The sequence below is a fragment of the Streptomyces sp. NPDC043878 genome, assembly GCF_056435735.1.
On the sequence record NZ_JBWKDW010000017.1, the window covers coordinates 1 to 23,577 of the forward strand.

Consider the following 23,577-nt stretch of genomic DNA (forward strand, 5'->3'; position numbering starts at 1 on the left):
GGTGATCGGTCCGGCGTGGGACTCGCTGCTGGCCAAGCTGATCGTCACCGGCCGCACCCGCCAGGAGGCGTTGCAGCGGGCCGCGCGGGCGCTGGGAGAGTTCCAGGTCGAGGGGATGGCCACGGCGATCCCCTTCCACCGCGCGGTGGTCACCGACCCGGCCTTCGCTCCCGAACTCACCGGGTCCACGGACCCGTTCACCGTCCACACCCGGTGGATCGAGACCGAGTTCGTCAACGACATCAAGCCCTTCACCACGCCCGCCGGCCCGGACACCGACGAGGAACCCGGCCGCGACACCGTCGTCGTCGAGGTCGGCGGCAGACGCCTGGAGGTCTCCCTCCCGGGGTCGCTCGGCATGTCCCTGGCCCGCACCGGACTCGCCGCCGGCGCCCGGCCCAAGCGCCGCTCCGCCAGGAGGTCCGGCCCCGCCCCGTCGGGCGAGACCCTCGCCTCGCCGATGCAGGGCACGATCGTGAAGGTCGCCGTCGAGGAGGGCCAGGAGGTCAGGGAAGGCGACCTGATCGTCGTCCTCGAAGCGATGAAGATGGAACAGCCGCTCAACGCGCACCGGTCCGGCACCGTCAAGGGCCTGTCCGCCGAAGTCGGCGCCTCCCTCACCTCCGGCGCGCCGATCTGCGAGATCAAGGACTGATCCGATGGCAGCACTCTCCTACAGCGATGCCGTGAACGAGGCACTCGACCGCCTGCGCGGAGTGGGCTTCGAGCACGGCCCGCGGTTCGTCAACCACGCCCCGATGGCCGCGGAGGCCCTCGCCCACATGGGATACACCGACGAGGTGCCCGGCTGGGTCGACCGCAACCTGCGCACCCGCGCCTACCACGAGGTGCCCGGCCTCCGCTGGACCATCGACCCGGCGGACCGGGCCGTATGGCAGGCGGCGCTCGGGGACTTCGGCCGGGTCGGCGACTGGACCGCCCTGTTCGAGCGGGAGTTGGCCGAGGACGCGTGGACCGGGGTGCTGGCCCGCTGGTGGCCCCGGCTGCTGCCCGGCATGTCGGGGGTGCTCACGCACGGGGTGATCCGTACCGCCCACGCGGTCCGCGCGGTGGCCGCGGCCGGCCCGGACAACCACAGGCAGCTGGGCGAACTGGCGCAGGGCCTGGGCTACTGGGCGGCCCGCTACGCGGGTCACGGAGCACCGGAGGAGCCGGTCCCGGACGAACTCGACGCCGCCGCCGACGCGTTGGGCGAGGACGAACTCGACGCCGCCGCCGACGCGTCGGGCGAGGACGGACGCGATCCGGCCGAGCGGGCGCTGGACGAACTGGTCGCGGAGTACTCGGGTGTCTACGCCACCGTCGCGCAGCGTCATCCGATCCCGCTGATCCACTCGGTCACCGGACCGGCCGCCGTCCGGCTGGTGATCGAGCACCTGCCGCGGGCCCAGCGGTGGCCCTCCTACGAGGTCGCCCGCTCCCTCAGCCATGCGATGCTCGACTGGTTCCACGCCACCCCGCGGCCGGGCGCGCCGCTGCCCGAGGCCCCCGACGTGGACGAGGTGTTCGCGAACGCCGTCCAGATCGGCGACGAGCACGCCATCAAGCTCGCCGAGGTCGCCGTCCGGCACGAGGCGATCGCTCCCGACCCCCGCCACGCGGCGGCCGCCCAGACGGCGAACCAGAGCCTCGGCCGCCTGTACCTGTGACCGCCGGCCTGCCGCGGGGCAGGCCGGGACCCCGGCCGACCGGCCGTCCCGGGACAGGCGACCGGCGCCGGCCCGGCCCGTCCGGCCGCTCCCCGCACACCCGCCCGGCCACGTCGGCCCCCGTTCTTCCCCCCTGACCCGTCTCTTCCCCGCCTGAAGTGCGGGCCATCCCGAGGAGTGTCATGGACGCATCTGTCATCGTCGTGGGCGCCGGACCGGCGGGCATGATGCTCGCCGGTGAGCTGCGCCTCGCGGGCGTCGGCGTCATCGTCCTGGAGAAACTGGCGGCGCGCACCGGCGAGTCGCGCGGTCTCGGTTTCACCGCCCGCACCATGGAGGTCTTCGACCAGCGCGGCCTGCTGTCCCGCTTCGGCGACATCGAGGTCAGCAACGTGGGCCACTTCGGCGGTCTGCCGGTGGACTTCGGGGTACTCGACGGCGCGCACCAGGCCGCCAAGACGATCCCGCAGTCGGCCACCGAGACCGTGCTGGAGGAGTGGTGCGCCCAGCTCGGCGCGGACATCCGGCGTGGCCACGAGGTCCTGTCCGTCACGGAGAAGGAGGACTGCGTCGAGGTGGAGGTGCGCGGCCCCGCCGGTGTGCGGCACCTGCGCGGCGAGTACCTCGTCGGCTGCGACGGCGGCCGGTCCACGATCCGCAGGAGCCTCGGCTTCGACTTCCCCGGCACGGCCTCGACCCTGGAGATGTTCCTCGCCGACGTCCGGGGCATCACGCTGGAGCCCCGGATGATCGGCGAGACCCTGCCGGGCGGCATGGTCATGGTGGGTCCGCTGCCCGGCGGGGTGACCCGGCTGATCGTGTGCGAGCGCGGCACCCCGCCGCAGCGCCGGGAGAAGCCCCCGACCTGGGACGAGGTCGCCGCCGCCTGGCAGCGGCTGACCGGCGACGACATCTCGCACGCCGAGCCGGTGTGGGTGTCCTCGTTCGGCGACGCGACCCGGCAGGTCACCGAGTACCGGCGCGGCCGGGTCTTCCTCGCCGGCGACTCCGCGCATATCCACCTGCCGGCCGGCGGCCAGGGCATGAACACCAGCATCCAGGACGCGGTGAACCTGGGCTGGAAGCTGGGCGCGGTGGCCCGGGGCACGGCGCCCGAGGCGCTCCTGGACACCTACCACGCCGAGCGCCACCCGGTCGGGCAGCGCCTGCTGATGAACACGCGGGCGCAGGGCCTGCTGTTCCTGTCCGGTCCCGAGGTGCAGCCGCTGCGCGACGTACTGAACGAGCTGATCCGCTACCCCGAGGTCAGCCGGCACTTCGCCGCGATGGTCTCCGGCCTGGAGATCCGCTACGACCTCGACGGCGGCCGTCACCCGCTGCTCGGCCGGCGGCTGCCGGAGGTGCGGCTGACCGGCGACAGGCTGGTCTCCTCCAGCACGGAGGCGCTGCACGCGGGCCGGGGAGTGCTGCTGGACCTCGCGGGCAACGGGGCGCTGCGCCGCCGGGCCACGCCCTGGCTGGACCGCGTCGACGTCGTCACCGCCACGCCGGTGCTGCCCGAGGGCAGCGCGCTGGCCGGCACCACGGCCGTGCTGGTGCGCCCCGACGGATACGTGGCCTGGGCCGCGCCGGGCAGCCACGGCGACCTGCCGATGGCGCTGGAGCGCTGGTTCGGCCCGGGCCGCTGACCTCGTCCCCGGTCCCGGCGGCGCCCGCCGCCACACCGTCACCCCACCCGCGTACGGCATCCGTCACGCCCGCCCGGGCCGGGCCCGCCGCCCCGGGCACCGCCCGCCCCGAGTACCGCCGAAGGAGACCCTCATGCACAGCACACTGATCGTGGCCCGGATGGACCCCGGCAGTCAGGCCGACGTGGCCCGGCTGTTCAAGGAGTTCGACGGCACCGAGATGCCGCACCTGATGGGCACCCGGCGCCGCCAGCTCTTCGCGTACCGCGGCCTCTACTTCCACCTGCAGGACTTCGACGCCGACAACGGCGGCGAGCTGATCGAGGCCGCCAAGACCGACCCGCGTTTCGTCGGCATCAGCGAGGACCTCAAGCCGTTCGTCCAGGCGTACGACCCGGCCACCTGGCGCTCCCCGGCCGACGCGGTCGCCACCCGTTTCTACGACTGGGAGGGCCGGGCGTGAGCGCCAGGCGAGTGGTCATCACGGGGGTCGGTGTCACGGCCCCCGGCGGGGTGGGCGCCGAGAGGTTCTGGAGCCTGCTCAGTGAGGGACGTACGGCGACGCGCGGGATCACCTTCTTCGACCCGTCCTCGTTCCGTTCCCGGGTCGCCGCCGAGATCGACTTCGATCCGGAGGAACACGGGCTGGGCCCGCAGGAGATCCGGCGGATGGACCGGGCGGCGCAGCTGGCCGTGGTCACCGCCCGGGAGGCGGTCGCCGACAGCGGGCTGGACCTGGCCGCGGGGGACCCGTACCGGGTGGGCATCACGATCGGCAGCGCGGTCGGCGCGACCATGGGACTCGACGAGGAGTACCGGATCGTGAGCGACGGCGGCCGGCTGGCCCTGGTCGACCACGAGTACGCGGTTCCGCACCTCTACAACTACCTGGTGCCGAGCTCGATCGCCGCCGAGGTGGCGTGGGCGGCGGGCGCCGAGGGCCCGGCGACGGTGGTCTCCACCGGTTGCACCTCCGGCCTGGACTCCGTCGGCCACGCGGTCGAGCTGATCCGGGAGGGGTCGGCGGACGTCATGGTGGCCGGCGCGACCGACGCGCCGATCTCCCCGATCACGCTGGCCTGCTTCGACGCCATCAAGGCGACCACCCCGCGCAACGACGACCCCGAGCACGCCTCGCGGCCCTTCGACGGGACCCGCAACGGCTTCGTGCTGGGGGAGGGTTCGGCGGTGTTCGTGCTGGAGGAACTGGAGAGCGCGCGCAGGCGCGGCGCGCACGTCTACGCGGAGATCGCCGGTTACGCCTCGCGCTGCAACGCCTTCCACATGACGGGTCTGCGCCCGGACGGCGCGGAGATGGCCGAGGCCATCACGGTGGCGCTGGACGAGGCCCGGCTGAACCCCGACGCGGTCGACTACGTCAACGCGCACGGCAGCGGTACCAAGCAGAACGACCGGCACGAGACGGCCGCCTTCAAGAAGAGCCTCGGCGAGCACGCCTACCGGACGCCGGTGTCCTCCATCAAGTCGATGGTCGGGCACTCGCTCGGGGCGATCGGCTCGATCGAGATCGCCGCCTCGGTGCTGGCCATGGAGCACAACGTGGTGCCTCCGACGGCGAACCTGCACACGGCCGACCCCGAGTGCGACCTGGACTACGTGCCGCTGGTCGCACGTGAGCACCGCACCGACGCGGTGCTGACCGTCGGCAGCGGATTCGGTGGTTTCCAGAGCGCGATGGTGCTGGCCCGCCCCGAGAGGAGTATGGCATGAGCTCGTCAATACCGACGGCCGTCGTGACGGGGCTCGGCATCGCCGCCCCCAACGGCCTCGGTACGGAGGACTACTGGGCGGCGACCCGCGCCGGCAAGAACGGCATCGCCCGCATCACCCGCTTCGACCCCTCCGGCTACCCCGCCCGGCTGGCCGGCGAGGTCCCCGGATTCACCGCCGCCGAACACCTGCCCAGCCGACTGACGGCCCAGACCGACCACATGACCCGGCTCGCCCTGGTCGCCACCGACTGGGCGCTGGCCGACGCCGGCGTCACACCCGCCGACCTGCCCGGGTACTCCATGGGCGTGGTCACCGCCAGCTCCTCCGGCGGCTTCGAGTTCGGCCAGGGCGAGCTGCAGAAATTGTGGAGCCAGGGCAGCCAGTACGTGTCCGCGTACCAGTCCTTCGCCTGGTTCTACGCCGTCAACAGCGGCCAGATCTCCATCCGCAACGGCATGAAGGGACCCAGCGGCGTCCTCGTCTCCGACCAGGCCGGCGGTCTCGACGCGCTGGCCCACGCCCGCCGTCAGATCCGCAAGGGCACCGACCTCATCGTCTCCGGGTCGATCGACGCCTCGATCTGCCCGTGGGGCTGGGTCGGTCTCCTGGCCGGCGGCCGCCTGTCGACCAGCGAGGAACCCGACCGGGCCTACCTGCCCTTCGACGCGGCCGCCGCCGGTCACGTGCCGGGGGAGGGCGGGGCGATCCTCATCCTGGAGTCCGAGGAGTCGGCCGCGCGGCGCGGGGCCCGGGTCTACGGCGAGTTCGCCGGCTACGGGGCCACGTTCGACCCGGTCCCCGGCAGCGGCCGCCCGCCCGGTCTGCGCAAGGCGATCGAACTCGCCCTCGCCGACGCGGGCGCCGACGCCGCCGACGTGGACGCAGTCTTCGCCGACGGCGCCGCGATCCCCGACCTCGACCGGTCCGAGGCGGACGCCCTCAACGACGTCTTCGGACCGCACGGCGTCCCGGTCACCGTCCCCAAGACGATGACCGGCCGCCTCTGCTCGGGAGCGGCGCCCCTCGATGTCGCCACGGCGCTGCTCGCCCTGGCGGACGGTGTCGTCCCGGCCACCACGAACATCGACCCCGACGTGACGTACGACCTCGACCTGGTCACGGACGAGCCCCGCCCGGCGGAGCTGCGGACGGTCCTGGTCGTGGCCCGCGGCACCGCGGGGTTCAACTCGGCGGCGGTGGTACGGGCCGGCGGTTAGGCCGCGACACGCAGCGTTCGCGCGTCGCGACGGGGCGAACGCTGCCTGTCGCGGCACTTGAGCCCCACCCCCCCCATGACGGGGACGCCCGGCCCTGCCGGGCCCCCGTCCTCCTTTTCCTCCATCCCGTGAAAGAAAGGAACCACCCGTGGCCACCCAGCCCTTCACCATCGAGGACCTCAAGCGGATTCTGCTGGAGGGAGCCGGCGCCGACGAGAACGTCGACCTCGACGGCGACATCCTCGACACCGAGTTCGAGGAACTCAGCTACGAGTCCCTGGCCCTGCTGGAGACCTGCGGCCGGATCGAGCGCGAGTACGGCATATCGCTCGACGACTCCGTGCTCACCGAGGCCAAGACCCCCCGGGCGATGGTCGAGGCCGTCAACGCCCGCCTCGACGACACCACCCCGGCAGCCGCCTGACCCCACGCGCGGTTCCCCGCGCCCCCGTGGGCGGCGCACTCCCGTCGCCGCCCACGGAACCCCCTGAAGGGGCGCGGGGAACTGCGCGACAAGCCCCCACGCACCCGCGCCCGCGACCGCACCCCCGCCCCACCCCGTCCCGCCCCCGGCACACCAAACCCCCGCCAAAAAAGGGAGCACCAGACATGTCCGACATCCCCCAGCGGGTCGCCCTCGTCTCCGGCGCCACCAGCGGTATCGGTCTCGCGGTGGCACGGCTGCTGGCGACCCAGGGGCACCGGGTCTTCATCGGTGCCCGCGACGCCGAGAACGTCGCCCGTACCGTCAAGCAGCTGCGCGAGGAGGACCTCGACGTCGAGGGCGCCCCCCTCGACGTGACCTCGCCGCTGTCGATCGAGACCTTCGTGCAGGCCGCCGTGGACACCTTCGGCACCGTCGACGTCCTGGTCAACAACGCGGGCCGGTCCGGCGGCGGCGTCACCGCCGACATCGAGGACGAGCTCTGGTACGACGTCGTGGAGACCAACCTCAACGGCGTCTTCCGGCTCACCCGCGCCGTCCTCAACACCGGCGGCATGCGCCACAAGGACCGCGGCCGCATCATCAACGTCGCCTCCACCGCGGGCAAGCAGGGCGTGGTGCTGGGCGCCCCCTACTCCGCGTCCAAGCACGGCGTCGTCGGCTTCACCAAGGCCCTCGGCAACGAGCTCGCCCCGACCGGCATCACCGTCAACGCGGTGTGCCCCGGCTACGTCGAGACGCCCATGGCGCAGCGCGTGCGGGCCGGCTACGCGGCGGCGTACGACACCTCCGAGGACGCCATCCTGCAGAAGTTCACGGCGAAGATCCCCCTCGGCCGCTACTCCAGCCCCGCCGAGGTCGCCGGACTGGTGGGCTACCTCGCCTCCGACACGGCCGCCTCCATCACCGCGCAGGCGCTCAACGTCTGCGGCGGCCTCGGCAACTTCTGACCGGTCCGACACCCGTACCTTCCGAGGAGCACGCATGTCCGCATCCGAGCCGCGGGAAGTCGCGCACGAGATCACGGTCTCGGCCCCGGCCACCGCCGTCTACCGGCTGATAGCCGAGGTGGAGAACTGGCCGCGGATCTTCCCGCCGACCATCTACGTCGACCACCTGGAGCGCTTCGGCAACGAGGAGCTGATCCGGATCTGGGCGACGGCCAACGGCGAGGCCAAGAACTGGACCTCGCGCCGTGTCCTGGACCCCGAGGGCCTGAGGATCACCTTCCGCCAGCAGGTCTCCACGCCCCCGGTCGCCACCATGGGCGGCACCTGGATCATCGAGCCGCTGTCCGCGACCGCGTCCCGCGTGCGGCTGCTGCACGACTACACGGCCGTCGACGACGACCCGGCGAGCCTGGCGTGGATCGAGGAGGCCGTGGACCGCAACTCCCGCTCCGAGCTCGCGGCCCTGAAGACCAACGTCGAACTCGCCACCGCGTCCGAGGAGTTGACGTTCTCCTTCGAGGACACGGTCGAGATCGACGGCTCCGCCAAGGACGCCTACGACTTCGTCAACGAGGCCGGACTGTGGTCGAAGCGGCTGCCGCACGTGGCGACCGTACGGCTCACCGAGGACACCCCCGGCCTGCAGACGCTGGAGATGGACACCCGCGCCAAGGACGGCTCCGTACACACCACGAAGTCCTACAGGGTGTGCCTGGACGGCGAGAGGATCGCCTACAAGCAGACCACCCTGCCGGCGCTGATGACCCTGCACACCGGCTACTGGACGTTCCGCGAGACGGACACCGGCGCGACCGCCTCCTCGCAGCACACCGTCGTGCTGCGGCCCGAGAACATCGAGCGGATCCTCGGCCCCGGGGCAGGGGTGGACGAGGCCAGGGAGTACGTGCGCTCGGCGCTGAGCACCAACAGCCGCGCCACCCTCGGCCACGCCAAGGACCACGCCGAAGCGAGGCGCTGACCCGTGGCCGGTGCCGACGCTGTCGATACGCAGGTCGTGGTGGTCGGCGCCGGCCCCGTCGGGCTGATGCTCGCCGGGGAACTGCGTCTCGGCGGTGCCGACGTGACCGTACTGGAACTGCTGGACGCCCCGACGACCGAGTCACGGGCCTCCACGCTGCACGCCCGCACCATGGAGATCCTGCACCAGCGGGACCTGCTGGAGGGGCCCGGCGGGTTCGGTGACCCGCTGCCGCCGCACGAGCCGACGGGCCACTTCGGTGGACTGCCGATGGACCTGCGGCTGCCCAGCCCCTACCCGGGGCAGTGGAAGGTGCCGCAGGTGCGCACCGAGGAACTGCTCGGCGCCCGCGCGGCCGAACTCGGGGCGCGGATCATGCGTGGCTACCGGGTCGTGGCTCTGCAGCCGCATCCGCACCACATCGAGGTGGCCGCGGAGTACGGCGGGCGGACGGAGCGGTTCACCACCCGCTACGTCGTCGGCTGCGACGGCGAGCACTCGACCGTACGGCGCCTCGCGGGCATCGCCTTCCCCGGCACCGGCGCCGAACGGGAACTGGTCCGCGCGGACGTCGAGGGCATCGACGTCCCGAACCGCCGCTTCCAGCGGCTGCCGAAGGGACTCGCGATCGCGGCCCGGCGCGGCGACGGCGTCACCCGGGTGATGGTCCACGAGTTCGGCCGGCCGGCCCGCGCGAGGGGCGAGGCCGTCTTCGCGGACATCGTCGAGGCCTGGCACAACGTCACCGGCGAGGACATCTCCGGCGGCACCCCGCTGTGGGTCAACTCCTTCGGCGACGCGTCCCGGCAGGCCGAGCGCTACCGCGAGGGCCGGGTGCTGCTGGCCGGCGACGCGGCGCACCAGCAGATGCCGATCGGCGGCCAGGCACTCAACCTCGGCCTCCAGGACGCCGTCAACCTGGGCTGGAAACTCGCGGCGACCGTGCTCGGGCACGCACCGGACGGACTGCTCGACACCTACCACCAGGAACGGCACGCCGTCGGACGGCGGGTGCTGTCCCACATCCGGGCCCAGGCCCGCCTGCTGCTGGGCGGCCCGGAGGTGGAGGCGCTGCGCTCCGTCGTCGGTGAACTGACCGCCTACGAGCCGGTACGCGCCCACCTGGCCGGCACCATCAGCGGCCTCGACGTGCGCTACGAGACGGCGGTCGGCCACCCGCTGGTGGGCGCCCGCCTCCCGGAAGCCGAACTGCCGGGCTCGGCAGAGCCGTTGAGCGCGCTCGGCCTGCTGCGCACCGGGCGGGGACTGCTCCTCGTGCCGGCCCGGCAGGAGGAACTGCGGCAGCGGATCGCCGGCGTGGCCCGGCCGTGGGCCGCGACCGTCGACACCGTGACCGCGCTGCCCCCGGCCGAGGGCCCCCTCACGGAGGTGGCCGCCGTGCTCGTCCGCCCCGACGGGCACGTCGCCTGGGCCGGCGACTCGCCCGACGGCCTGGACACCGCACTCGCCCGCTGGTTCGTCCCCGACGACCCGCGGGACACACCACCGCGCGCACACCCCCACGCAACGGACGCACAAGTCAACGGCAGGAGAAGGAACATGGGTGACCTCACCGGCAAGACCGCGCTCGTCACCGGCGCGAGCCGCGGGATGGGCCGGGCCACCGCCGAACGTCTGGCCCGCGACGGCGCGCTCGTCGCCGTGCACTACGCCACCAACGAGGACGCGGCCGCCGAGGTCGTCGCCGGGATCGAGAAGGACGGCGGGCGGGCGTTCGCCGTACCGGCCGCCCTCGACGCGCCCGGCGGCGTGCACGAGCTGTTCCTCGGCCTGGAGCGGGGGCTCAAGGAGCGCACCGGCTCCACCGTGCTCGACATCCTGGTCAACAACGCCGGAGTGATGGGCGGGGTGAAGCCCGAGGACACCACCCCGGAACAGTTCGACCGGATCTTCGCCGTGAACGCCAAGGCACCGTTCTTCGTCATCCAGCGGGCGCTCGCCAACCTGCCCGACGGCGGCCGGATCGTGAACGTCTCCTCCGGGCTGACCCGCTTCGCCAACCCCGACGAGATCGCGTACGCGATGAGCAAGGGCGCCGTGGAGCAGCTCGCGCTGCACTTCGCCAAGGCGCTCGGGCCGCGCGGGATCACCGTCAACAGCGTCGCGCCCGGCATCACCCGCAACGGCAACCCGGTGTTCGACATCCCGGAGGCCGTCGAGGCGATGGCGGGCCTGTCCACCTTCAACCGGGTCGGCGAACCGCAGGACGTCGCCGACGTCATCGCCTTCCTCGTCTCCGACGACGCCCGCTGGGTCACCGGCTCCTTCGTCGACGCGAGCGGCGGAACCCTCCTCGGGTGACGCCGTGACCGGGTCGCATCCCTCCGCGACGGCCACCGCCCAGCTCGCCGCCGGGCGGTGGGACGTACGGCTGTGGGCGCTGCTGTTCGTCCTCGCCGGCAACATGCTCATCGACGCGCTCGAAGTGTCCGTGGCGGTCGTGGCCCTGCCCTCGATCCGCGCGGACCTCGGGCTGCCGCTGACCGCCGTGCAGTGGACGATGACCGGTTTCGCCGCCGGCTTCGGCGGGCTGATGCTCTTCGGCGCCCGGGTGGTGAGTCTGCTGGGGCGCCGCCGGGTCTACCTGGCGGCGCTCCTCGCCTTCGCGGCCGCCTCCCTGCTGAGCGCGCTCGCCCAGGAGCCCTGGCTGCTGGTCGCCACCCGCCTCGTCAAGGGCTTCTGCGCGGCGCTCACCGCGCCCACCGGCCTCGCCATCATCTCCACCACCTTCCCCGAAGGGCCGCCCCGCAGCCGGGCGTTGTCCGTCTACACCCTCTTCGGCGCGGTCGGCTTCACCACCGGCCTGCTGCTGTCCGGCTGGCTCACCGGCCACAGCTGGCGGCTCACCTTCGCCTTCCCGGCACCGGTCGTCCTTCTCCTGTTCGCCCTCGGCCTCCGCCTGATCCCCGACAGCGACAGCGATACGGGCATGGACGGGGGCAGGGGCAGGGGCAGGGACCGGGGCAGGCGCAGCGACAGCACCGGCGGCCCGGGCCCCGCCCCCACGCACCGACAGCCACCGCGGCGCTACGACGTGACGGGCGCCCTCACCTTCACCGGCGCCCTGCTCGCCCTCGTGCAGGGCGTCACGGCCCTGCCCGCCCACGGCTGGGCCGACCCCCGCTCCGGCGGGGCCCTGCTGGCCGCGGCGGCGCTGCTCACCCTGTTCGTCGCCGTCGAACGCACCACCCCCGCACCCCTGGTGCGGTTCGGCGCGCTGCGCCACGGCCCCCTGCTCCGCTCCGCACTCGGTGCCGCCTGCCTCAACGGGTCGTATCTCGGGCTGCTGTTCGTCCTGGTCCACCAGCTCCAGACGGTCGCCGGCTGGTCGCCGCTGCGCTGCGCGCTGGCCCTCGCGCCGGCCGCCGTCCCGCTCGCCGTCACCGCGCTGCTGTCCGGCCGGCTCGTCGCCCGCTTCGGCGCCCCGCGGCTCATCGCGGCCGGCGCCGTCCTGCCCTTCGCGGGCTACCTGCTCCAGTTGCGCGACTCCTGGCCGCCGGACTACCCGGGGCTGCTGCTGCCCACGCTGCTGCTGGTGGGCGCCGGGTTCGTGCTGTCCTTCGCCGCGCTGAACACGCAGGCCACCGCGGCGCTGCCGGCCGCCGAACGCGGCGCGGGCAGTGGCCTGTACCAGACCGCCGTACAGATCGGAGCGGTCCTGACACCGGCGCTCGCCGCCGCCCTGCTCACGGCCGCCACCCCGTCGCACGCCACCGCCGCACAGTCCGTGGCGGCCTGCCGGCCCGCACTCGTCCTGGTCGCCGCCGTCGGCGGACTGGGACTCCTGGTGGGCCTCGCCGGCCTCACCCGCACCGCCGTACCGCGCCGCCCTCCCGTACCTCCCACCCACTCCACGACGGGCCACGATCATGGATCAGACGACGAAGACCTGGATCTTCGACGAACTTGACGATCTCGACGACCTGGACTACGAGTTCGAGCAGGACCACGTGGTGGAAGTGGTGCCGCCGAGCCTGGCGACGCTGGCCTCCTGTGGCCTCGCCGAACGCACCCGTCTCCTCGACGCCTACGTGCGCGCCGAACTCGCCCGCGTCCTGCGGGTCGAGCCGCACACCATCGACACCGTGGGCCGCCCCATGAACAGCCTGGGCATCGGCTCCATCACCGGCCTGGAACTCCAGCGCCGGATGGAGGCCGTCCTCCGGGTCGACGTCAACCTCAACATGCTGCTGCGCGCCAACAGCGCCGCCGAGCTGGTCGACTGCCTGGCCGGACAGCTCGGCCCCGAGGACAGCCCGCACAAGCACGCCGCCGAGATCGAGCACCTCGTCTCGCACGACCTGCCGGGCACGGCGTGAGCGGGGACCTGCTCGTCCGCGGGGGGCCGGCCACCGGCGCGGCCCGGCTGCCCGCCCCCGGCCGGCTAGACGTGTGGCTGCTGCGCCGGCCCCGGCTCGACTCGGCCGCCGAACAGCTGGAGCTGACCGAGCTCAGCGAGGCCGAACGCCGGCGCACCGCGTCCTTCGTCCGCCCCACCGACGGCATCACCTACGCCTCCGCGCACATCGCCCTGCGCCGGCTGCTCGGCGCCTACCTGGGCCTGGCCCCGCGGGACGTGCCGTTCGTGCGGGAGCCCTGCCCCGGCTGCGCCAAGCCGCACGGGCGGCCCGCGGTCGCCCACCCCGACCCGCCGCTGCACTTCTCCCTCGCGCACAGCCACGGCATGGCCGTCATCGCCGTGTCCTCCACGGTGATCGGCATCGACGTGGAGCGGCTGCCCCGCGAGGAGACCGTCGAGGTGTGCGCCCCCGCCCTGCACCCGGGGGAGCGGGAGGAACTCGCGGCCCTCGCCGGGGACGCCAGACGGGAGGCGTTCGGACGGATGTGGACCCGCAAGGAGGCCTACCTCAAGGCGCTCGGCACCGGCCTGTCCCGTGATCCCGGCCAGGACTACCTCGGCTCCGACGCCCGCCGCCGGCCCGCCGGCTGGACCCTCCTGGACCTGCCGGCGGGCCCCCGCCACAACGCCGCCGTCGCCGTGCTCGGCACCGGGGCGCCCCGCGTCGGGGTGCGCTGGCTGCCCCCCGAGGCACTGTTCGCCGGCGGCACGGTGGACCTCGACGCCGCCGGCCCGGGCGCCGGCGCCACGACCACGCAAGGACCTGACAGGGGAGCGTGACCCAGATGTCGACCGACCAGTCCGGCACGGCACACACCGCCGCCGCCCGGCCCAGCCTGCGCGACCGCGAACACCGCGGCCAGTGGAGCGCCCTGGAACGGGTGGAGGAACTCGGCCTGATCAAACAGGCCGCCGCCCACGGGGACCCGCTGGCCACCGAGCGCCAGCACGCCAAGGGCAAGCTGACCGCCCGCGAACGCATCGAACTGCTCCTCGACGAGGGCTCGTTCACCGAGGTCGAGAGCCTGCGCCGGCACCGCGCCTCCGGCTTCGGCCTGGAGCGCAAGCGCCCCTACACCGACGGTGTGGTCACCGGCTGGGGCACGGTGGAGGGCCGTACCGTCTTCGTCTACGCCCACGACTTCCGCATCTTCGGCGGCGCCCTCGGCGAGGCCCACGCGCAGAAGATCCACAAGATCATGGACATGGCGCTCGCGGCCGGGGCGCCCCTGGTGTCCCTGAACGACGGCGCCGGTGCCCGTATCCAGGAGGGCGTCAGCGCGCTCGCCGGCTACGGCGGCATCTTCCAGCGCAACACCCGGGCCTCCGGCGTCATCCCGCAGATCAGCGTGATGCTCGGCCCGTGCGCGGGCGGCGCTGCCTACAGCCCCGCCCTGACCGACTTCGTCTTCATGGTGCGCGACATCTCCCAGATGTTCATCACCGGACCCGACGTGGTGCGGGCCGTGACCGGCGAGGAGATCAGCCAGAACGACCTCGGCGGCGCCGACGTGCACGCCACCACCTCCGGGGTCGCCCACTTCGCCTACGACGACGTCCGCAGCTGCCTGGAGGACGTGCGCCACCTGCTGTCGCTGCTGCCGTCCAACAACCGCGAACTGCCGCCCACGGCCGGGGCCGGCGACCCGGCGGAACGGCGCACGGACGCGCTGCTCGACCTCGTCCCCGAGGACCCGAGCCGGGTCTACGACATCCGGACCGTCATCGAGGAGATCGTCGACGACGGCGACTACTTCGAGGTGCAGCCGGGCTGGGCCACCAACATGGTGTGCGCGCTGTCCCGGCTGGACGGCGAGGTCGTCGGCATCGTCGCCAACCAGCCCGCCTCCTTCGCCGGCGTCCTGGACATCGACGCCAGTGAGAAGGCCGCGCGGTTCGTGCAGTTCTGCGACGCCTTCAACATCCCGCTCGTCACCCTGATCGACGTGCCCGGCTTCCTGCCCGGCGTCGACCAGGAGCACAACGGGATCATCCGGCGCGGCGCCAAGCTGCTCTACGCCTACTGCAACGCCACCGTGCCGCGCGTCTCCCTGGTCCTGCGCAAGGCGTACGGCGGCGCCTACATCGTCATGGACTCCCGGTCCATCGGCACCGACCTGGCGCTGGCCTGGCCGTCCAACGAGATCGCCGTCATGGGCGCGGAGGGCGCGGCCAACGTCATCTTCCGCCGCGAGATCGCCGCCTCCGACGATCCCGACACCACCCGGGCGCAGAAGATCAAGGAGTACCAGGCGGAGCTGATGCACCCGTACTACGCGGCCGAACGCGGCCTGGTGGACGACGTCATCGACCCCCGGGACACCCGCCGGGCGCTGGTAGGGGCGCTGGCGATGCTGCGCCGCAAGCAGGCCGACCTGCCGTGCCGCAAGCACGGCAACCCGCCGCAGTGAGCGGGGCCGGCGGCGAGCGGGACGCGCTGGTCATCCGCGTCGTCAAGGGACGGGCCACGGCCGCCGACATCGCCGCCCTGACCAGCGTTCTCCTCGCCCGCGCCGCAGCCCTGGCCGCGAGCGAGCCCTGCCTCCAGGACCACCCCCGCACACCCCCCTGGCGCCGCCCCGACGGCCCCCCCACCCACCACAACCCCCGCCCCTGGACCACGTAACCCCCCTTCAGGGGCGCGGGGAACTGCGCGACAAGCCCCAAGGAGCCCGCACCGGCAGGACGGCCGCACCTCCACCCCCTTCAGGCGCGCGGGGAACTGCGCGACAAGCCCCAAGGAACCCGCACCGGCAGGACGGCCGCACCTCCACCCCCTTCAGGGGCGCGGGGAACTGCGCGACAAGCCCCAAGGAGCCCGCACCGGCAGGACGGCCGCGCCCCCACCCCCTTCAGGGGCGCGGGGAACTGCGCGACAAGCCACAAGGAACCCGCACCGGCAGGACGACCGCACCTCCACCCCGGATGGCGCTCCGCCCCCAACCCCCGTCGCCAGCAACGGAGTTGACATGACCGCCCCACCAGCAGATCCCGCGATCGCAGCGGACCGTGACCTCACCGCCCTGCGCGAACAGGTCCGCATCCTCACCGACCGCGCCGAACTCACCGCCCTGGTCGACCGGTACGTCATCCTTCTCGACACCCAGGACGAGAACGGCTTCGACGACACCTGGACCCGCACGGTCTTCACCGCTGACTGCCGGCTCCAGTTCCCCGTCGGAAGGGCGTCCGGCCTGGACGGGCTCGCCGCCTTCCACCTGGACAAGAAGTCCCGCTTCGCCCGCACCCACCACCTCGCCGCCACCTACGGCATCCACCTGGACGGCGACACGGCCCGGCTGCGCGTCCACCTGGTCGCCTCGCACGTCCACCACGACGACGGCCCGGACCCCGGCGGCCGCTTCGACATCGGCGGCCACAGCGAGGGCGAGGCCGTCCGCACGCCCGACGGATGGCGGCTGCGCCGCTGGACGTTCCACCTCGTCTGGTCGGCTGGAGCCGGACCCCGGCCGGGACCCGCACCGAGTGCCCTGCGCACCTCCCAGCCGCAGCCGCGCGGTTGACCGAGGGCCGCCGGCCCACCCGCCCCGAAGGGAGAGACCCCGTGTCAGCGATACCCACCACCCCCCAGGCCATGGAGACGTTCCTCTGCCGCAACCTGGCCTCCTACCTCGACATCCCCCCGGCTCACCGCATCCACCGCGACCGGCCCCTGTACAGCCAGGGCGTCGACTCGCTCACCGCGCTGGCCCTCCAGCGCAGGCTGGAACACGCCCTGCGCATCCCGGTCCCGGCGAGCTATCTGTTGCGGGAGAACTCGGTCAGTGAACTGGCCGCCGTACTGGCCGATCTGATGCGTCGCGCCACCGCGTCACAGGAAGGCGAGACAGCCGCCGCATGAGCGGAATGTCCGGATCCTCTTGCTTTCGCAGGCGTGTTTGTGGACAGTGGTGCCGCGCCACCATGACCGGGCCGGCGAAAGGCTGTCGTTGAGACTGTCGTTGGGACCAGAACGGATCCTCGTGGCGGGCGGGAGCGGCTTCGTCGGCTCCCACGTGGTGCCCCTCCTGCGGACGGCCGCGGCGGCCGCGCCACGGGACATCGCCGTACGACTGCTCACCCACCGTCGGCCGCCTCCCGGTCCGGCGGCGGGCGACGTGGAGACGGTGCACGGCGACCTCGCCGAGCCCGCCTCCCTGCGCGGGGTGTGCGAGGGCGTCACCACCGTCCTGCACCTGGCGGCCCTGATCGGTGGCAGCGAGGAGGACTGCCGGGCGGTGAACGACGAGGGCACCCGCGCCCTCCTGGCCGAGGCCCGGCGGGCCGGCGTCCGCCGCTTCGTGCAGCTCGGCACGGCCGCCGTCTACGGCGACGGGCCGCACCGCGGGGAGTCCGAGGGCCGGCTGGCGGAGACGCCCGTCTCCGCGACCAGCGTCACCCGGCTCGCCGGCGAACGGCTCGTGCTGGCCGCCGGCGGGACGGTGGTGCGCCCGTACCTCGTCTACGGCGAGGGTGACACCTGGTTCGTCCCCTCGCTCATCAGACTGCTCGGCCGCCTGCCGCACTGGGTCGACGACGGCGCCGCCCGGCTGTCCCTGATCTCCGCGCCCGCCCTGGCAGGCGTCCTCGCGGAACTGGCCCTCGCCGCGCCCCCGCCCGCCGGCCGCGTCCTGCACGCCGCCCACCCACGACCGGTGTCGGTCCGCGAACTGGTCACCACGGTCTGCGGTGCCCTGGACCTGCCGCTGCCGACCGGCACGATGACCGCCCGAGAGGCGCTGCGCCACCTGGACGCGACCGCGGAGCCCGTCTTCCGGCGCCACCTGGCGCTGATAGCCGTGGACCGCTGGTACGCCACAAGCCACCTCTGGTCCCTGCTCTCCACACCCCCCGGCCCCGCTTTCGCCCATGACTTCGCCCACCACGCCCCGTGGTACCGCACGTCCCTGCTCGAACTCCCCAGAGGAGCCCAGGGCGCTTGAACGCTCCCGAAAGGGCACGGGAACCCCGCACCTTGGCCTCCGGCCGCGGCACGTCAGGGGCACGGGGGACGGACCCTGCGAACCCCCCGAAGGACCTCCACCCGCCACGCGCCCCCGAATGAGTCACCTCGCCCCCGACGGACTCACCTCGCCCGGGACGAAATCACCTCGCCCTGACGGAGTCACCTCGCCCCGCCGAAGTCACCCCCGCAACGCCACCCGCAGCGCCCGCACCAACGCCTGCGCCCGTGGATCCGCCGTCACGCTCCTGCGGAACCCGTTCGTCACATAGCCGAAGGCGATGCCCGACTCCGGGTCGGCGAACCCGAGGGCCCCGCCGCGGCCGGGATGGCCGAAGGAGCCGGGGGAGAGCAGCGGCGACGCGGCCCCGTGCAGCATGGAGCCGAGGCCGAAGCGGGTGTGGACGACCAGCACCCGGTCCGGTCCCGCGGACCGCTCGGCCCGGGCCCGCTCCCTCGTCTCGGGCGTGAACAGCCGTATCCCGCCGTCGACTTCGCCGATGAGGGAGGCGTGGAAGCGGGCCAGTCCGTCCGCCGTGGCGATGCCGTTGGAGGCGGGCAGGACGGCCGCGCGGTAGCCGGGGTCGTTCTCGTCCGGCAGCGGGGTGATCGCGGCGAAGGCGCGCCGGGTGAGGGATGCCGGGTCGGCGTACGCCTCGGCGACCGCGCGCCTGGGCCGGATCCGCAGCCCGCCGGCCGGCTCGGGCGCCTCGATCTCCGCCACCCGGCCCACCCGGGGGCGTTCGGCGTCGGGCAGTCCGAGCCACAGGTCCGCGCGGAGGGGCCCGGCGATCTCGTCGGCGATCCACGCGCCGGCCGAGCGGCCGGTGACCCGCCGTACCAGCTCGCCGGTCAGCCAGCTGTAGGTCTGCGCGTGGTAGCCGTGGTCGGTGCCCGGCTCCCAGGCGGGCGCCTGCGCGGCGACGGCGGCGGCGCCGAGCACCGGGTCGGCGGCCTGTGCGGGTGTCAGCGGCCGGTCGAGGACCGGAACGCCCGCGCGGTGCGCGAGCAGGTGCCACACCAGGGTGCGGTCCTTGCCCGCCGCCTTGTACTCGGGCCAGTACGCACTGACCGGCGCGTCCAGGTCGAGTTCCCCTCGCTGCCACAGCAGCAGGAGGACGGCCGCGGCGACGCCCTTGGTCGCCGAGCGCACGATCTGTGCGGTGTCCCGCTCCCAGGGCGCCGAGCCGTCGACGTCCCTGGTGCCGCCCCACAGGTCGACGACCCTGTGCCCGTCCCGGTAGACGGCGACGGCCGCGCCCCGGTCCCCGAGCGTCTCGAAGTTCGCCGCGAACGCCTCCCTGACCGGTTCGAAGCCCTCGGCCACCACGCCGTTCACGTCCACGTCCGCGCTCCCTGTCCGCTCGCCTTCGACACGGGTGCAACCTGTGCGCGCGGCCTGCGATTCCGGTGTCCCGCTAGCCCAGCAGGATCGTCACGTCGATGTTCCCGCGGGTCGCGTTCGAGTACGGGCAGACCTCGTGGGCCGCGTCCACCAGCTTCGCGGCGATCCCCGCGTCGAGGACCGGGAGCGAGACGCTGAGGGCGACCGCGAGGCCGTAACCACGCTGTTTGTTGGGGCCGAGTCCGACCTTCGCGGCGACCGTGGAGCCGGTCAGGTCCAGGCCCTCGCGTCGGCCCACCAGCACCAGCGCGTTGTGGAAGCAGGAGCTGTAGCCGGCCGCGAACAGCTGCTCCGGGTTGGTGCCGTTGCCGTCGCCGCCCAGCGCCGGCGGCATCGCGACCTTCAGCTGGAGCTGCCCGTCCTGACTGGTGACGTAGCCGTCCCGGCCGCCGTGCGCGGTCGCCTCGGCGACGTACACGATCTTGGACGGGCGGGTGTCCACAGCGGTGTCGTCAGTCATGACCGGCCTCCCCCAGAAACAGTGCGCACAAAAGCATCGTGCACAAGGTACTGGTTGGTAGGTCTCCTGTCCCCACCCGGGGTGGCACCGCGCACCACGCGAGGTCAGCGGGCGCGCTCCGCCGCCGCCCCCGCCCGCTCCGCGAGCCGCCACAGCTCGGTCCGCAACCGCGCGACCTCCGCGTCCGCGAGTGCGGTGGCCGTGAGCAGGGCGCCGGGCACCCGCGCCGCGCGCTCCCTCAGCTCCTGCGCGCGCTCCGTGCACGCGACCAGCACCGACCGCTCGTCGTGGGCCGCGCGCTCCCGCCGTACGAGACCCGCGTGCTCCAGTCGCTTCAGCAGCGGCGACACCGTGCCGTAGTCGAGGCGCAGCGCCGCCGCCAGCTCCTTGACCGGGCACTCGCCGCGCTCCCACAGCACCAGCAGCACGAGGTACTGCGGATAGGTGATGCCCAGTTCGTCGAGCAGCGGGCGGTAGGCGGCCGTCACCGCGCGCTGGGCGGCGTACAGCGCGAAGCACAGCTGGTCGTCGAGCAGCAGCGACGGCCCTGGTCCGGTGGTCTCCGCGTTCGTCACGCGCCCATTGTCACGGACGGCCGTCGCCCGCCGCCGCGGAACGCGGATCGAAACCGAAGGGCAGCTCCAGCCGGTGGGCGCGCATCAGCCCGTCGTCGGCGAGCAGCTCCGCCGTTCTCCCGTCCGCCGCGATGGTGCCGTCGCTCAGGATCAGCGCGCGCGGGCACAGCTCCAGCGCGTACGGCAGGTCGTGGGTGACCATCAGCACCGTCACGTCCAAGGACCGCAGGATGTCGGCCAGTTCGCGACGGGAGGCCGGGTCGAGGTTGGAGGACGGCTCGTCCAGCACGAGGATCTCCGGCTCCATGGCGAGCACGGTCGCCACCGCCACCCGGCGCCGCTGCCCGAAGGACAGGTGGTGCGGCGGCCGGTCCTTGAACTCCGCCATGCCGACCAGGGCGAGGGCCCGGTCCACCCGCGCCTCCAGCTCCGGCCCCCGCAGTCCGGCCGCCGCCGGCCCGAACGCCACGTCCTCCCGCACGCTCGGCATGAAGAGCTGGTCGTCCGGGTCCTGGAAGACGATGCCGACCTTCCGCCGGATCTCCGCCATGTGCCGTGCGCCGACGGGCAGTCCGGCGACGCGCACCGTGCCGGTGCCGCCGCTCAGGATGCCGTTGAGATGCAGCACGAGGGTCGTCTTGCCGGCGCCGTTGGGCCCGAGCAGCGCGACCCGTTCGCCGCGCGCGACGGTGAAGTCCACACCGAACAGGGCCTGGTGGCCGTCGGGGTAGGCGAAGGCGAGGCCGGAGACCTCCAGGGAAGCAGTCACAGGGCCCATCCCAGCAGACAGACGACGAGGGCGGCGAACGGGAGGGTGAGGGCGTACGACCACTGCGCCCGGGACGCGGTCACCTCGTCGATGACCGGCATCGAACCGGCGTAGCCGCGGCTGACCATGGCCAGGTGCACGCGCTCGCCGCGTTCGTAGGAGCGGATGAACAGCGCGCCCGCCGACTTCGCGAGCACCCCCCAGTGCCGTACGCCCCGCGCCTCGAAGCCGCGCGACTCCCGGGCGATCCGCATGCGGCGCATCTCGTCGGTGATGACGTCGCCGTAGCGGATCATGAAGGACGCGATCTGCACGAGCAGCGGCGGCAGCTTCAGCCGTTGCAGGCCCAGGAGCAGTTCGCGCAGTTCGGTGGTGGAGGCGAGGAGCACGGACGCGGCGACGCCGAGCGTGCCCTTGGCGAGCACGTTCCAGGCGCCCCACAGGCCGTTGACGCTCAGCGAGAGACCCAGCACCGAGACCCGCTCGCCCTCCGCGACGAACGGCATCAGGACGGCGAACGCCACGAACGGCACCTCGATCAGCAGCCGCTTCAGCAGGAAGCCGGCGGGCACCCGGGCCGCGCGGGCCACCGCCGCCAGCAGGACGGCGTACAGCCCGAAGGCCCACATCGCCTCGCGCGGGGTGGACACCACGACCACCACGAACGCGAAGGTGGCGGCGAGCTTCGTGTGCGGCGGCAGCCCGTGCACCGGTGAGTGACCGTGCCGGTAGAGCCGGTGCGCGTGTCCGGCGCCCACCTCAGACGCCCGTGCCGACGGGCGAGGAGTCCTGGGTACGGCGCCTGCGCACCGCCCAGAACACGGCGCTGCCCCCGGCCACCGTGACGCCGACGCCGATCACGCCCGCGAGACCGCCGGAGAGGCGGGCGTCGGCGACGTCCCGGACGCCGTAGCCGGCGAGCGGGGAGTCGGCCGAGGTGTGCCTGTCCACCGTGCGGTCGATGCCCTTGTCGGCCGCGACCTTCTCCAGGCCGTCCGGGCTCGCGGAGGCGTAGAAGCTGACGAACCCCGCGAGGAGGAGTGAGGTGACCAGGCCGGCCGCCCACACCCCGCGGTGGGAGCGGGCGGCGACGGGCGCGGGCGCGGCGTCCGGCACGTCGACGAGTTCGCCGTTCACCCGCAGCTTCAGCTTCCGCTGGAGCCCGCGGGCCCCGTACACCAGGTCCGGGCGGACGGCGACGACGGCGCCGACCGTCAGCGCGGTGATGGCGGCCTCGCCGAGGCCGATGAGCACGTGCACGCCGATCATGGCGGTCGCGACCTTGCCGATCGAGACGTCGGTGGTGCCGCCGACGGCGTAGATCAGGGTGAAGGCGACGGCCGCGGCCGGTACGGACAGCAGCGCGGCGACGAAGGAGGCCACGGTGATCGAGCGGCGCGTGCGCGGCAGCACCTTCACCAGCCCGCGGAAGACCGCGTAGGCGACCACTGTCGTGACGATCGCCATGTCGGTGATGTTCACGCCGAGCGCGGTCAGGCCGCCGTCGGCGAAGAGGATGCCCTGCATGAGCAGGACCACCGAGACGCACAGGACCCCGGTGAAGGGGCCGACGAGTATCGCGGCGAGCGCGCCGCCGAGCAGATGGCCGCTGGTCCCCGCCGCGACGGGGAAGTTGAGCATCTGTACGGCGAAGATGAAGGCCGCCACCAGGCCGGCCAGCGGCGCGGTGCGCTCGTCGAGTTCGCGGCGGGCGCCGCGCAGGCTCACGGCGACGGCGGTCGCGGCGACGACCCCGGTCGCGGCGGAGATGGGCGCGTTGATGAATCCGTCAGGCACATGCACCGTTCGATGATAGTGGCTTGTTGCGAACTCCTTGCAAGAGCGAGGGGATCGTTCGTGCGTGCGGAATCCGCCGCGACGAGGGGCGGGATCCGAAGAATATGCGACATTGGAGAGGAAGCGGACGCACAGCATCCGCACAGGTCACCCAGCGTGAAGGGGCCGTCCGATGTCCGTAGTCGAGCAGTACGCGCGCGCACACATCGTCACCACCGACGCGGACATCCCCGAGGACGAACACGAGGCCGCGGTCCCCGTCGTCCTGCGCTACGACCCGGACGCCGACCCCCGCTCGGTGCGCGTCGGGCTCCCCGGCACCCAGGAGTGGACCCTCTCGCGCGCACTGCTCGAACAGGGCCTGCGTTCCCCGGCAGGCAGCGGCGAGGTCCGCGTCTGGCCCTGCGGACGCGTGCAGGCCGTCGTCGAGTTCCACTCGGCGCACGGCGTCTCGGTCGTGCAGTTCGAGTCGAAGACACTCGTCCGCTTCCTGCGCCGCACCTACACGGCGGCCGACCGGGTCGCCGGCTAGTGCGGCCACGGGCACTGGCGCGGTCGCATCCGCGGGCCCGTCCAGGCGCCG

Annotated in this window: 25 protein-coding genes; 19 read left to right on the forward strand and 6 right to left on the reverse strand. The window is 73.3% G+C overall.

Features of this window, described 5'->3' with window-relative positions; all coding sequences use genetic code 11:
* From AC07AZ_RS23190 to AC07AZ_RS23275, 18 genes are all read left to right on the forward strand, one after another.
* Positions 1–655: acyl-CoA carboxylase biotin carboxyl carrier protein subunit (locus tag AC07AZ_RS23190; protein WP_478850676.1), on the forward strand; the 655-nt coding region annotated here is incomplete at its 5' end.
* 4 nt (positions 656–659) lie between these two features.
* Positions 660–1,670 carry a hypothetical protein gene (locus AC07AZ_RS23195; protein WP_478850678.1) on the forward strand — a complete coding sequence of 337 codons (1,011 nt, stop codon included), beginning with the start codon at positions 660–662 and terminating at the stop codon, positions 1,668–1,670.
* Between the two features lie 182 nt (positions 1,671–1,852).
* The gene (locus AC07AZ_RS23200) at positions 1,853–3,319 is read left to right on the forward strand and encodes an FAD-dependent monooxygenase (RefSeq protein ID WP_478850680.1); all 1,467 of its coding nucleotides are present in this window, start codon (positions 1,853–1,855) and stop codon (positions 3,317–3,319) included.
* Positions 3,320–3,452: 133 nt separating this feature from the next.
* Complete coding sequence (locus tag AC07AZ_RS23205; RefSeq protein ID WP_478850682.1) at positions 3,453–3,782, forward strand: TcmI family type II polyketide cyclase; 330 nt, start codon at positions 3,453–3,455, stop codon at positions 3,780–3,782.
* Positions 3,779–5,050, forward strand: coding sequence for a beta-ketoacyl-[acyl-carrier-protein] synthase family protein (locus AC07AZ_RS23210; RefSeq protein ID WP_478850684.1), 1,272 nt, complete (start codon positions 3,779–3,781; stop codon positions 5,048–5,050). The genes AC07AZ_RS23205 and AC07AZ_RS23210 overlap by 4 nt, the downstream gene beginning before the upstream one ends.
* Positions 5,047–6,270, forward strand: a complete 1,224-nt coding sequence (locus tag AC07AZ_RS23215; protein WP_478850686.1) for a ketosynthase chain-length factor — start codon at positions 5,047–5,049, stop codon at positions 6,268–6,270. The genes AC07AZ_RS23210 and AC07AZ_RS23215 overlap by 4 nt, the downstream gene beginning before the upstream one ends.
* Before the next feature lie 148 nt (positions 6,271–6,418).
* The gene (locus tag AC07AZ_RS23220; protein ID WP_356048601.1) at positions 6,419–6,694 is read left to right on the forward strand and encodes an acyl carrier protein; all 276 of its coding nucleotides are present in this window, start codon (positions 6,419–6,421) and stop codon (positions 6,692–6,694) included.
* A 185-nt stretch (positions 6,695–6,879) separates the two neighbouring features.
* On the forward strand, positions 6,880–7,665 hold the full coding sequence (fabG, locus tag AC07AZ_RS23225; RefSeq protein ID WP_478850688.1) for a 3-oxoacyl-ACP reductase FabG: 786 nt from the start codon (positions 6,880–6,882) through the stop codon (positions 7,663–7,665).
* Positions 7,666–7,699: 34 nt separating this feature from the next.
* Entirely contained in the window at positions 7,700–8,644 is a 945-nt protein-coding gene (locus AC07AZ_RS23230; protein ID WP_478850690.1) for an aromatase/cyclase, read from the forward strand.
* Between the two features lie 3 nt (positions 8,645–8,647).
* Positions 8,648–10,966, forward strand: coding sequence for an SDR family oxidoreductase (locus AC07AZ_RS23235; RefSeq protein WP_478850692.1), 2,319 nt, complete (start codon positions 8,648–8,650; stop codon positions 10,964–10,966).
* Between the two features lie 4 nt (positions 10,967–10,970).
* Positions 10,971–12,575 carry an MFS transporter gene (locus AC07AZ_RS23240; protein ID WP_478850694.1) on the forward strand — a complete coding sequence of 535 codons (1,605 nt, stop codon included), beginning with the start codon at positions 10,971–10,973 and terminating at the stop codon, positions 12,573–12,575.
* On the forward strand, positions 12,535–12,984 hold the full coding sequence (locus AC07AZ_RS23245) for an acyl carrier protein (protein WP_478850696.1): 450 nt from the start codon (positions 12,535–12,537) through the stop codon (positions 12,982–12,984). The genes AC07AZ_RS23240 and AC07AZ_RS23245 overlap by 41 nt, the downstream gene beginning before the upstream one ends.
* Complete coding sequence (locus tag AC07AZ_RS23250; protein WP_478850698.1) at positions 12,981–13,805, forward strand: 4'-phosphopantetheinyl transferase family protein; 825 nt, start codon at positions 12,981–12,983, stop codon at positions 13,803–13,805. The genes AC07AZ_RS23245 and AC07AZ_RS23250 overlap by 4 nt, the downstream gene beginning before the upstream one ends.
* A 5-nt stretch (positions 13,806–13,810) precedes the next feature.
* A complete protein-coding gene (locus AC07AZ_RS23255) occupies positions 13,811–15,436 on the forward strand; it encodes an acyl-CoA carboxylase subunit beta (RefSeq protein WP_478850987.1) in 1,626 nt (541 codons plus the stop codon).
* The gene (locus AC07AZ_RS23260) at positions 15,433–15,651 is read left to right on the forward strand and encodes an acyl-CoA carboxylase epsilon subunit (protein WP_478850700.1); all 219 of its coding nucleotides are present in this window, start codon (positions 15,433–15,435) and stop codon (positions 15,649–15,651) included. Before AC07AZ_RS23255 ends, AC07AZ_RS23260 begins: the two co-directional genes overlap by 4 nt.
* A 343-nt stretch (positions 15,652–15,994) precedes the next feature.
* The gene (locus tag AC07AZ_RS23265; RefSeq protein WP_478850702.1) at positions 15,995–16,549 is read left to right on the forward strand and encodes a nuclear transport factor 2 family protein; all 555 of its coding nucleotides are present in this window, start codon (positions 15,995–15,997) and stop codon (positions 16,547–16,549) included.
* 41 nt (positions 16,550–16,590) lie between these two features.
* Positions 16,591–16,887, forward strand: coding sequence for an acyl carrier protein (locus AC07AZ_RS23270; protein WP_478850704.1), 297 nt, complete (start codon positions 16,591–16,593; stop codon positions 16,885–16,887).
* A gap of 100 nt (positions 16,888–16,987) precedes the next feature.
* Positions 16,988–17,968, forward strand: coding sequence for an NAD-dependent epimerase/dehydratase family protein (locus tag AC07AZ_RS23275; protein ID WP_478850706.1), 981 nt, complete (start codon positions 16,988–16,990; stop codon positions 17,966–17,968).
* A gap of 201 nt (positions 17,969–18,169) precedes the next feature.
* On the opposite strand, the gene AC07AZ_RS23280 is transcribed toward AC07AZ_RS23275, so the two are convergent.
* The 6 genes from AC07AZ_RS23280 to AC07AZ_RS23305 form a co-directional block, all read right to left on the reverse strand.
* A complete protein-coding gene (locus AC07AZ_RS23280) occupies positions 18,170–19,333 on the reverse strand; it encodes a serine hydrolase domain-containing protein (protein ID WP_478850708.1) in 1,164 nt (387 codons plus the stop codon).
* 73 nt (positions 19,334–19,406) lie between these two features.
* Positions 19,407–19,853 (reverse strand): organic hydroperoxide resistance protein, encoded by a 447-nt coding sequence (locus tag AC07AZ_RS23285; RefSeq protein WP_356040620.1) that lies wholly within the window; start codon positions 19,851–19,853, stop codon positions 19,407–19,409.
* Positions 19,854–19,957: 104 nt separating this feature from the next.
* Positions 19,958–20,428: a MarR family winged helix-turn-helix transcriptional regulator gene (locus AC07AZ_RS23290; RefSeq protein WP_478850711.1), complete on the reverse strand. Its 471-nt coding sequence runs from the start codon at positions 20,426–20,428 to the stop codon at positions 19,958–19,960.
* 10 nt (positions 20,429–20,438) lie between these two features.
* Positions 20,439–21,206 (reverse strand): energy-coupling factor ABC transporter ATP-binding protein, encoded by a 768-nt coding sequence (locus AC07AZ_RS23295; RefSeq protein ID WP_478850713.1) that lies wholly within the window; start codon positions 21,204–21,206, stop codon positions 20,439–20,441.
* Positions 21,194–21,955 (reverse strand): cobalt ECF transporter T component CbiQ, encoded by a 762-nt coding sequence (cbiQ, locus tag AC07AZ_RS23300; RefSeq protein WP_478850715.1) that lies wholly within the window; start codon positions 21,953–21,955, stop codon positions 21,194–21,196. Before cbiQ ends, AC07AZ_RS23295 begins: the two co-directional genes overlap by 13 nt.
* Position 21,956: 1 nt before the next feature.
* The gene (locus tag AC07AZ_RS23305; protein WP_478850717.1) at positions 21,957–23,000 is read right to left on the reverse strand and encodes an energy-coupling factor ABC transporter permease; all 1,044 of its coding nucleotides are present in this window, start codon (positions 22,998–23,000) and stop codon (positions 21,957–21,959) included.
* Between the two features lie 166 nt (positions 23,001–23,166).
* On the opposite strand from AC07AZ_RS23305, the gene AC07AZ_RS23310 reads away from it, so the two are divergent.
* On the forward strand, positions 23,167–23,526 hold the full coding sequence (locus AC07AZ_RS23310; protein WP_478850719.1) for an SsgA family sporulation/cell division regulator: 360 nt from the start codon (positions 23,167–23,169) through the stop codon (positions 23,524–23,526).
* Positions 23,527–23,577: the final 51 nt, after the last annotated feature.

What these genes read in the sequence shown, in the direction of transcription:
- AC07AZ_RS23195 (WP_478850678.1), top strand. Translation starts at nt 660, where the DNA reads ATGGCAGCACTCTCCTACAGCGATGCCGTGAACGAGGCACTCGACCGC.
- AC07AZ_RS23200 (WP_478850680.1), top strand. Translation starts at nt 1,853, where the DNA reads ATGGACGCATCTGTCATCGTCGTGGGCGCCGGACCGGCGGGCATGATG.
- AC07AZ_RS23205 (WP_478850682.1), top strand. Translation starts at nt 3,453, where the DNA reads ATGCACAGCACACTGATCGTGGCCCGGATGGACCCCGGCAGTCAGGCC.
- AC07AZ_RS23215 (WP_478850686.1), top strand. Translation starts at nt 5,047, where the DNA reads ATGAGCTCGTCAATACCGACGGCCGTCGTGACGGGGCTCGGCATCGCC.
- fabG (WP_478850688.1), top strand. Translation starts at nt 6,880, where the DNA reads ATGTCCGACATCCCCCAGCGGGTCGCCCTCGTCTCCGGCGCCACCAGC.
- AC07AZ_RS23230 (WP_478850690.1), top strand. Translation starts at nt 7,700, where the DNA reads ATGTCCGCATCCGAGCCGCGGGAAGTCGCGCACGAGATCACGGTCTCG.
- AC07AZ_RS23245 (WP_478850696.1), top strand. Translation starts at nt 12,535, where the DNA reads ATGGATCAGACGACGAAGACCTGGATCTTCGACGAACTTGACGATCTC.
- AC07AZ_RS23255 (WP_478850987.1), top strand. Translation starts at nt 13,811, where the DNA reads ATGTCGACCGACCAGTCCGGCACGGCACACACCGCCGCCGCCCGGCCC.
- AC07AZ_RS23265 (WP_478850702.1), top strand. Translation starts at nt 15,995, where the DNA reads ATGACCGCCCCACCAGCAGATCCCGCGATCGCAGCGGACCGTGACCTC.
- AC07AZ_RS23285 (WP_356040620.1), bottom strand. Translation starts at nt 19,853, where the DNA reads ATGACTGACGACACCGCTGTGGACACCCGCCCGTCCAAGATCGTGTAC.
- AC07AZ_RS23295 (WP_478850713.1), bottom strand. Translation starts at nt 21,206, where the DNA reads ATGGGCCCTGTGACTGCTTCCCTGGAGGTCTCCGGCCTCGCCTTCGCC.
- AC07AZ_RS23310 (WP_478850719.1), top strand. Translation starts at nt 23,167, where the DNA reads ATGTCCGTAGTCGAGCAGTACGCGCGCGCACACATCGTCACCACCGAC.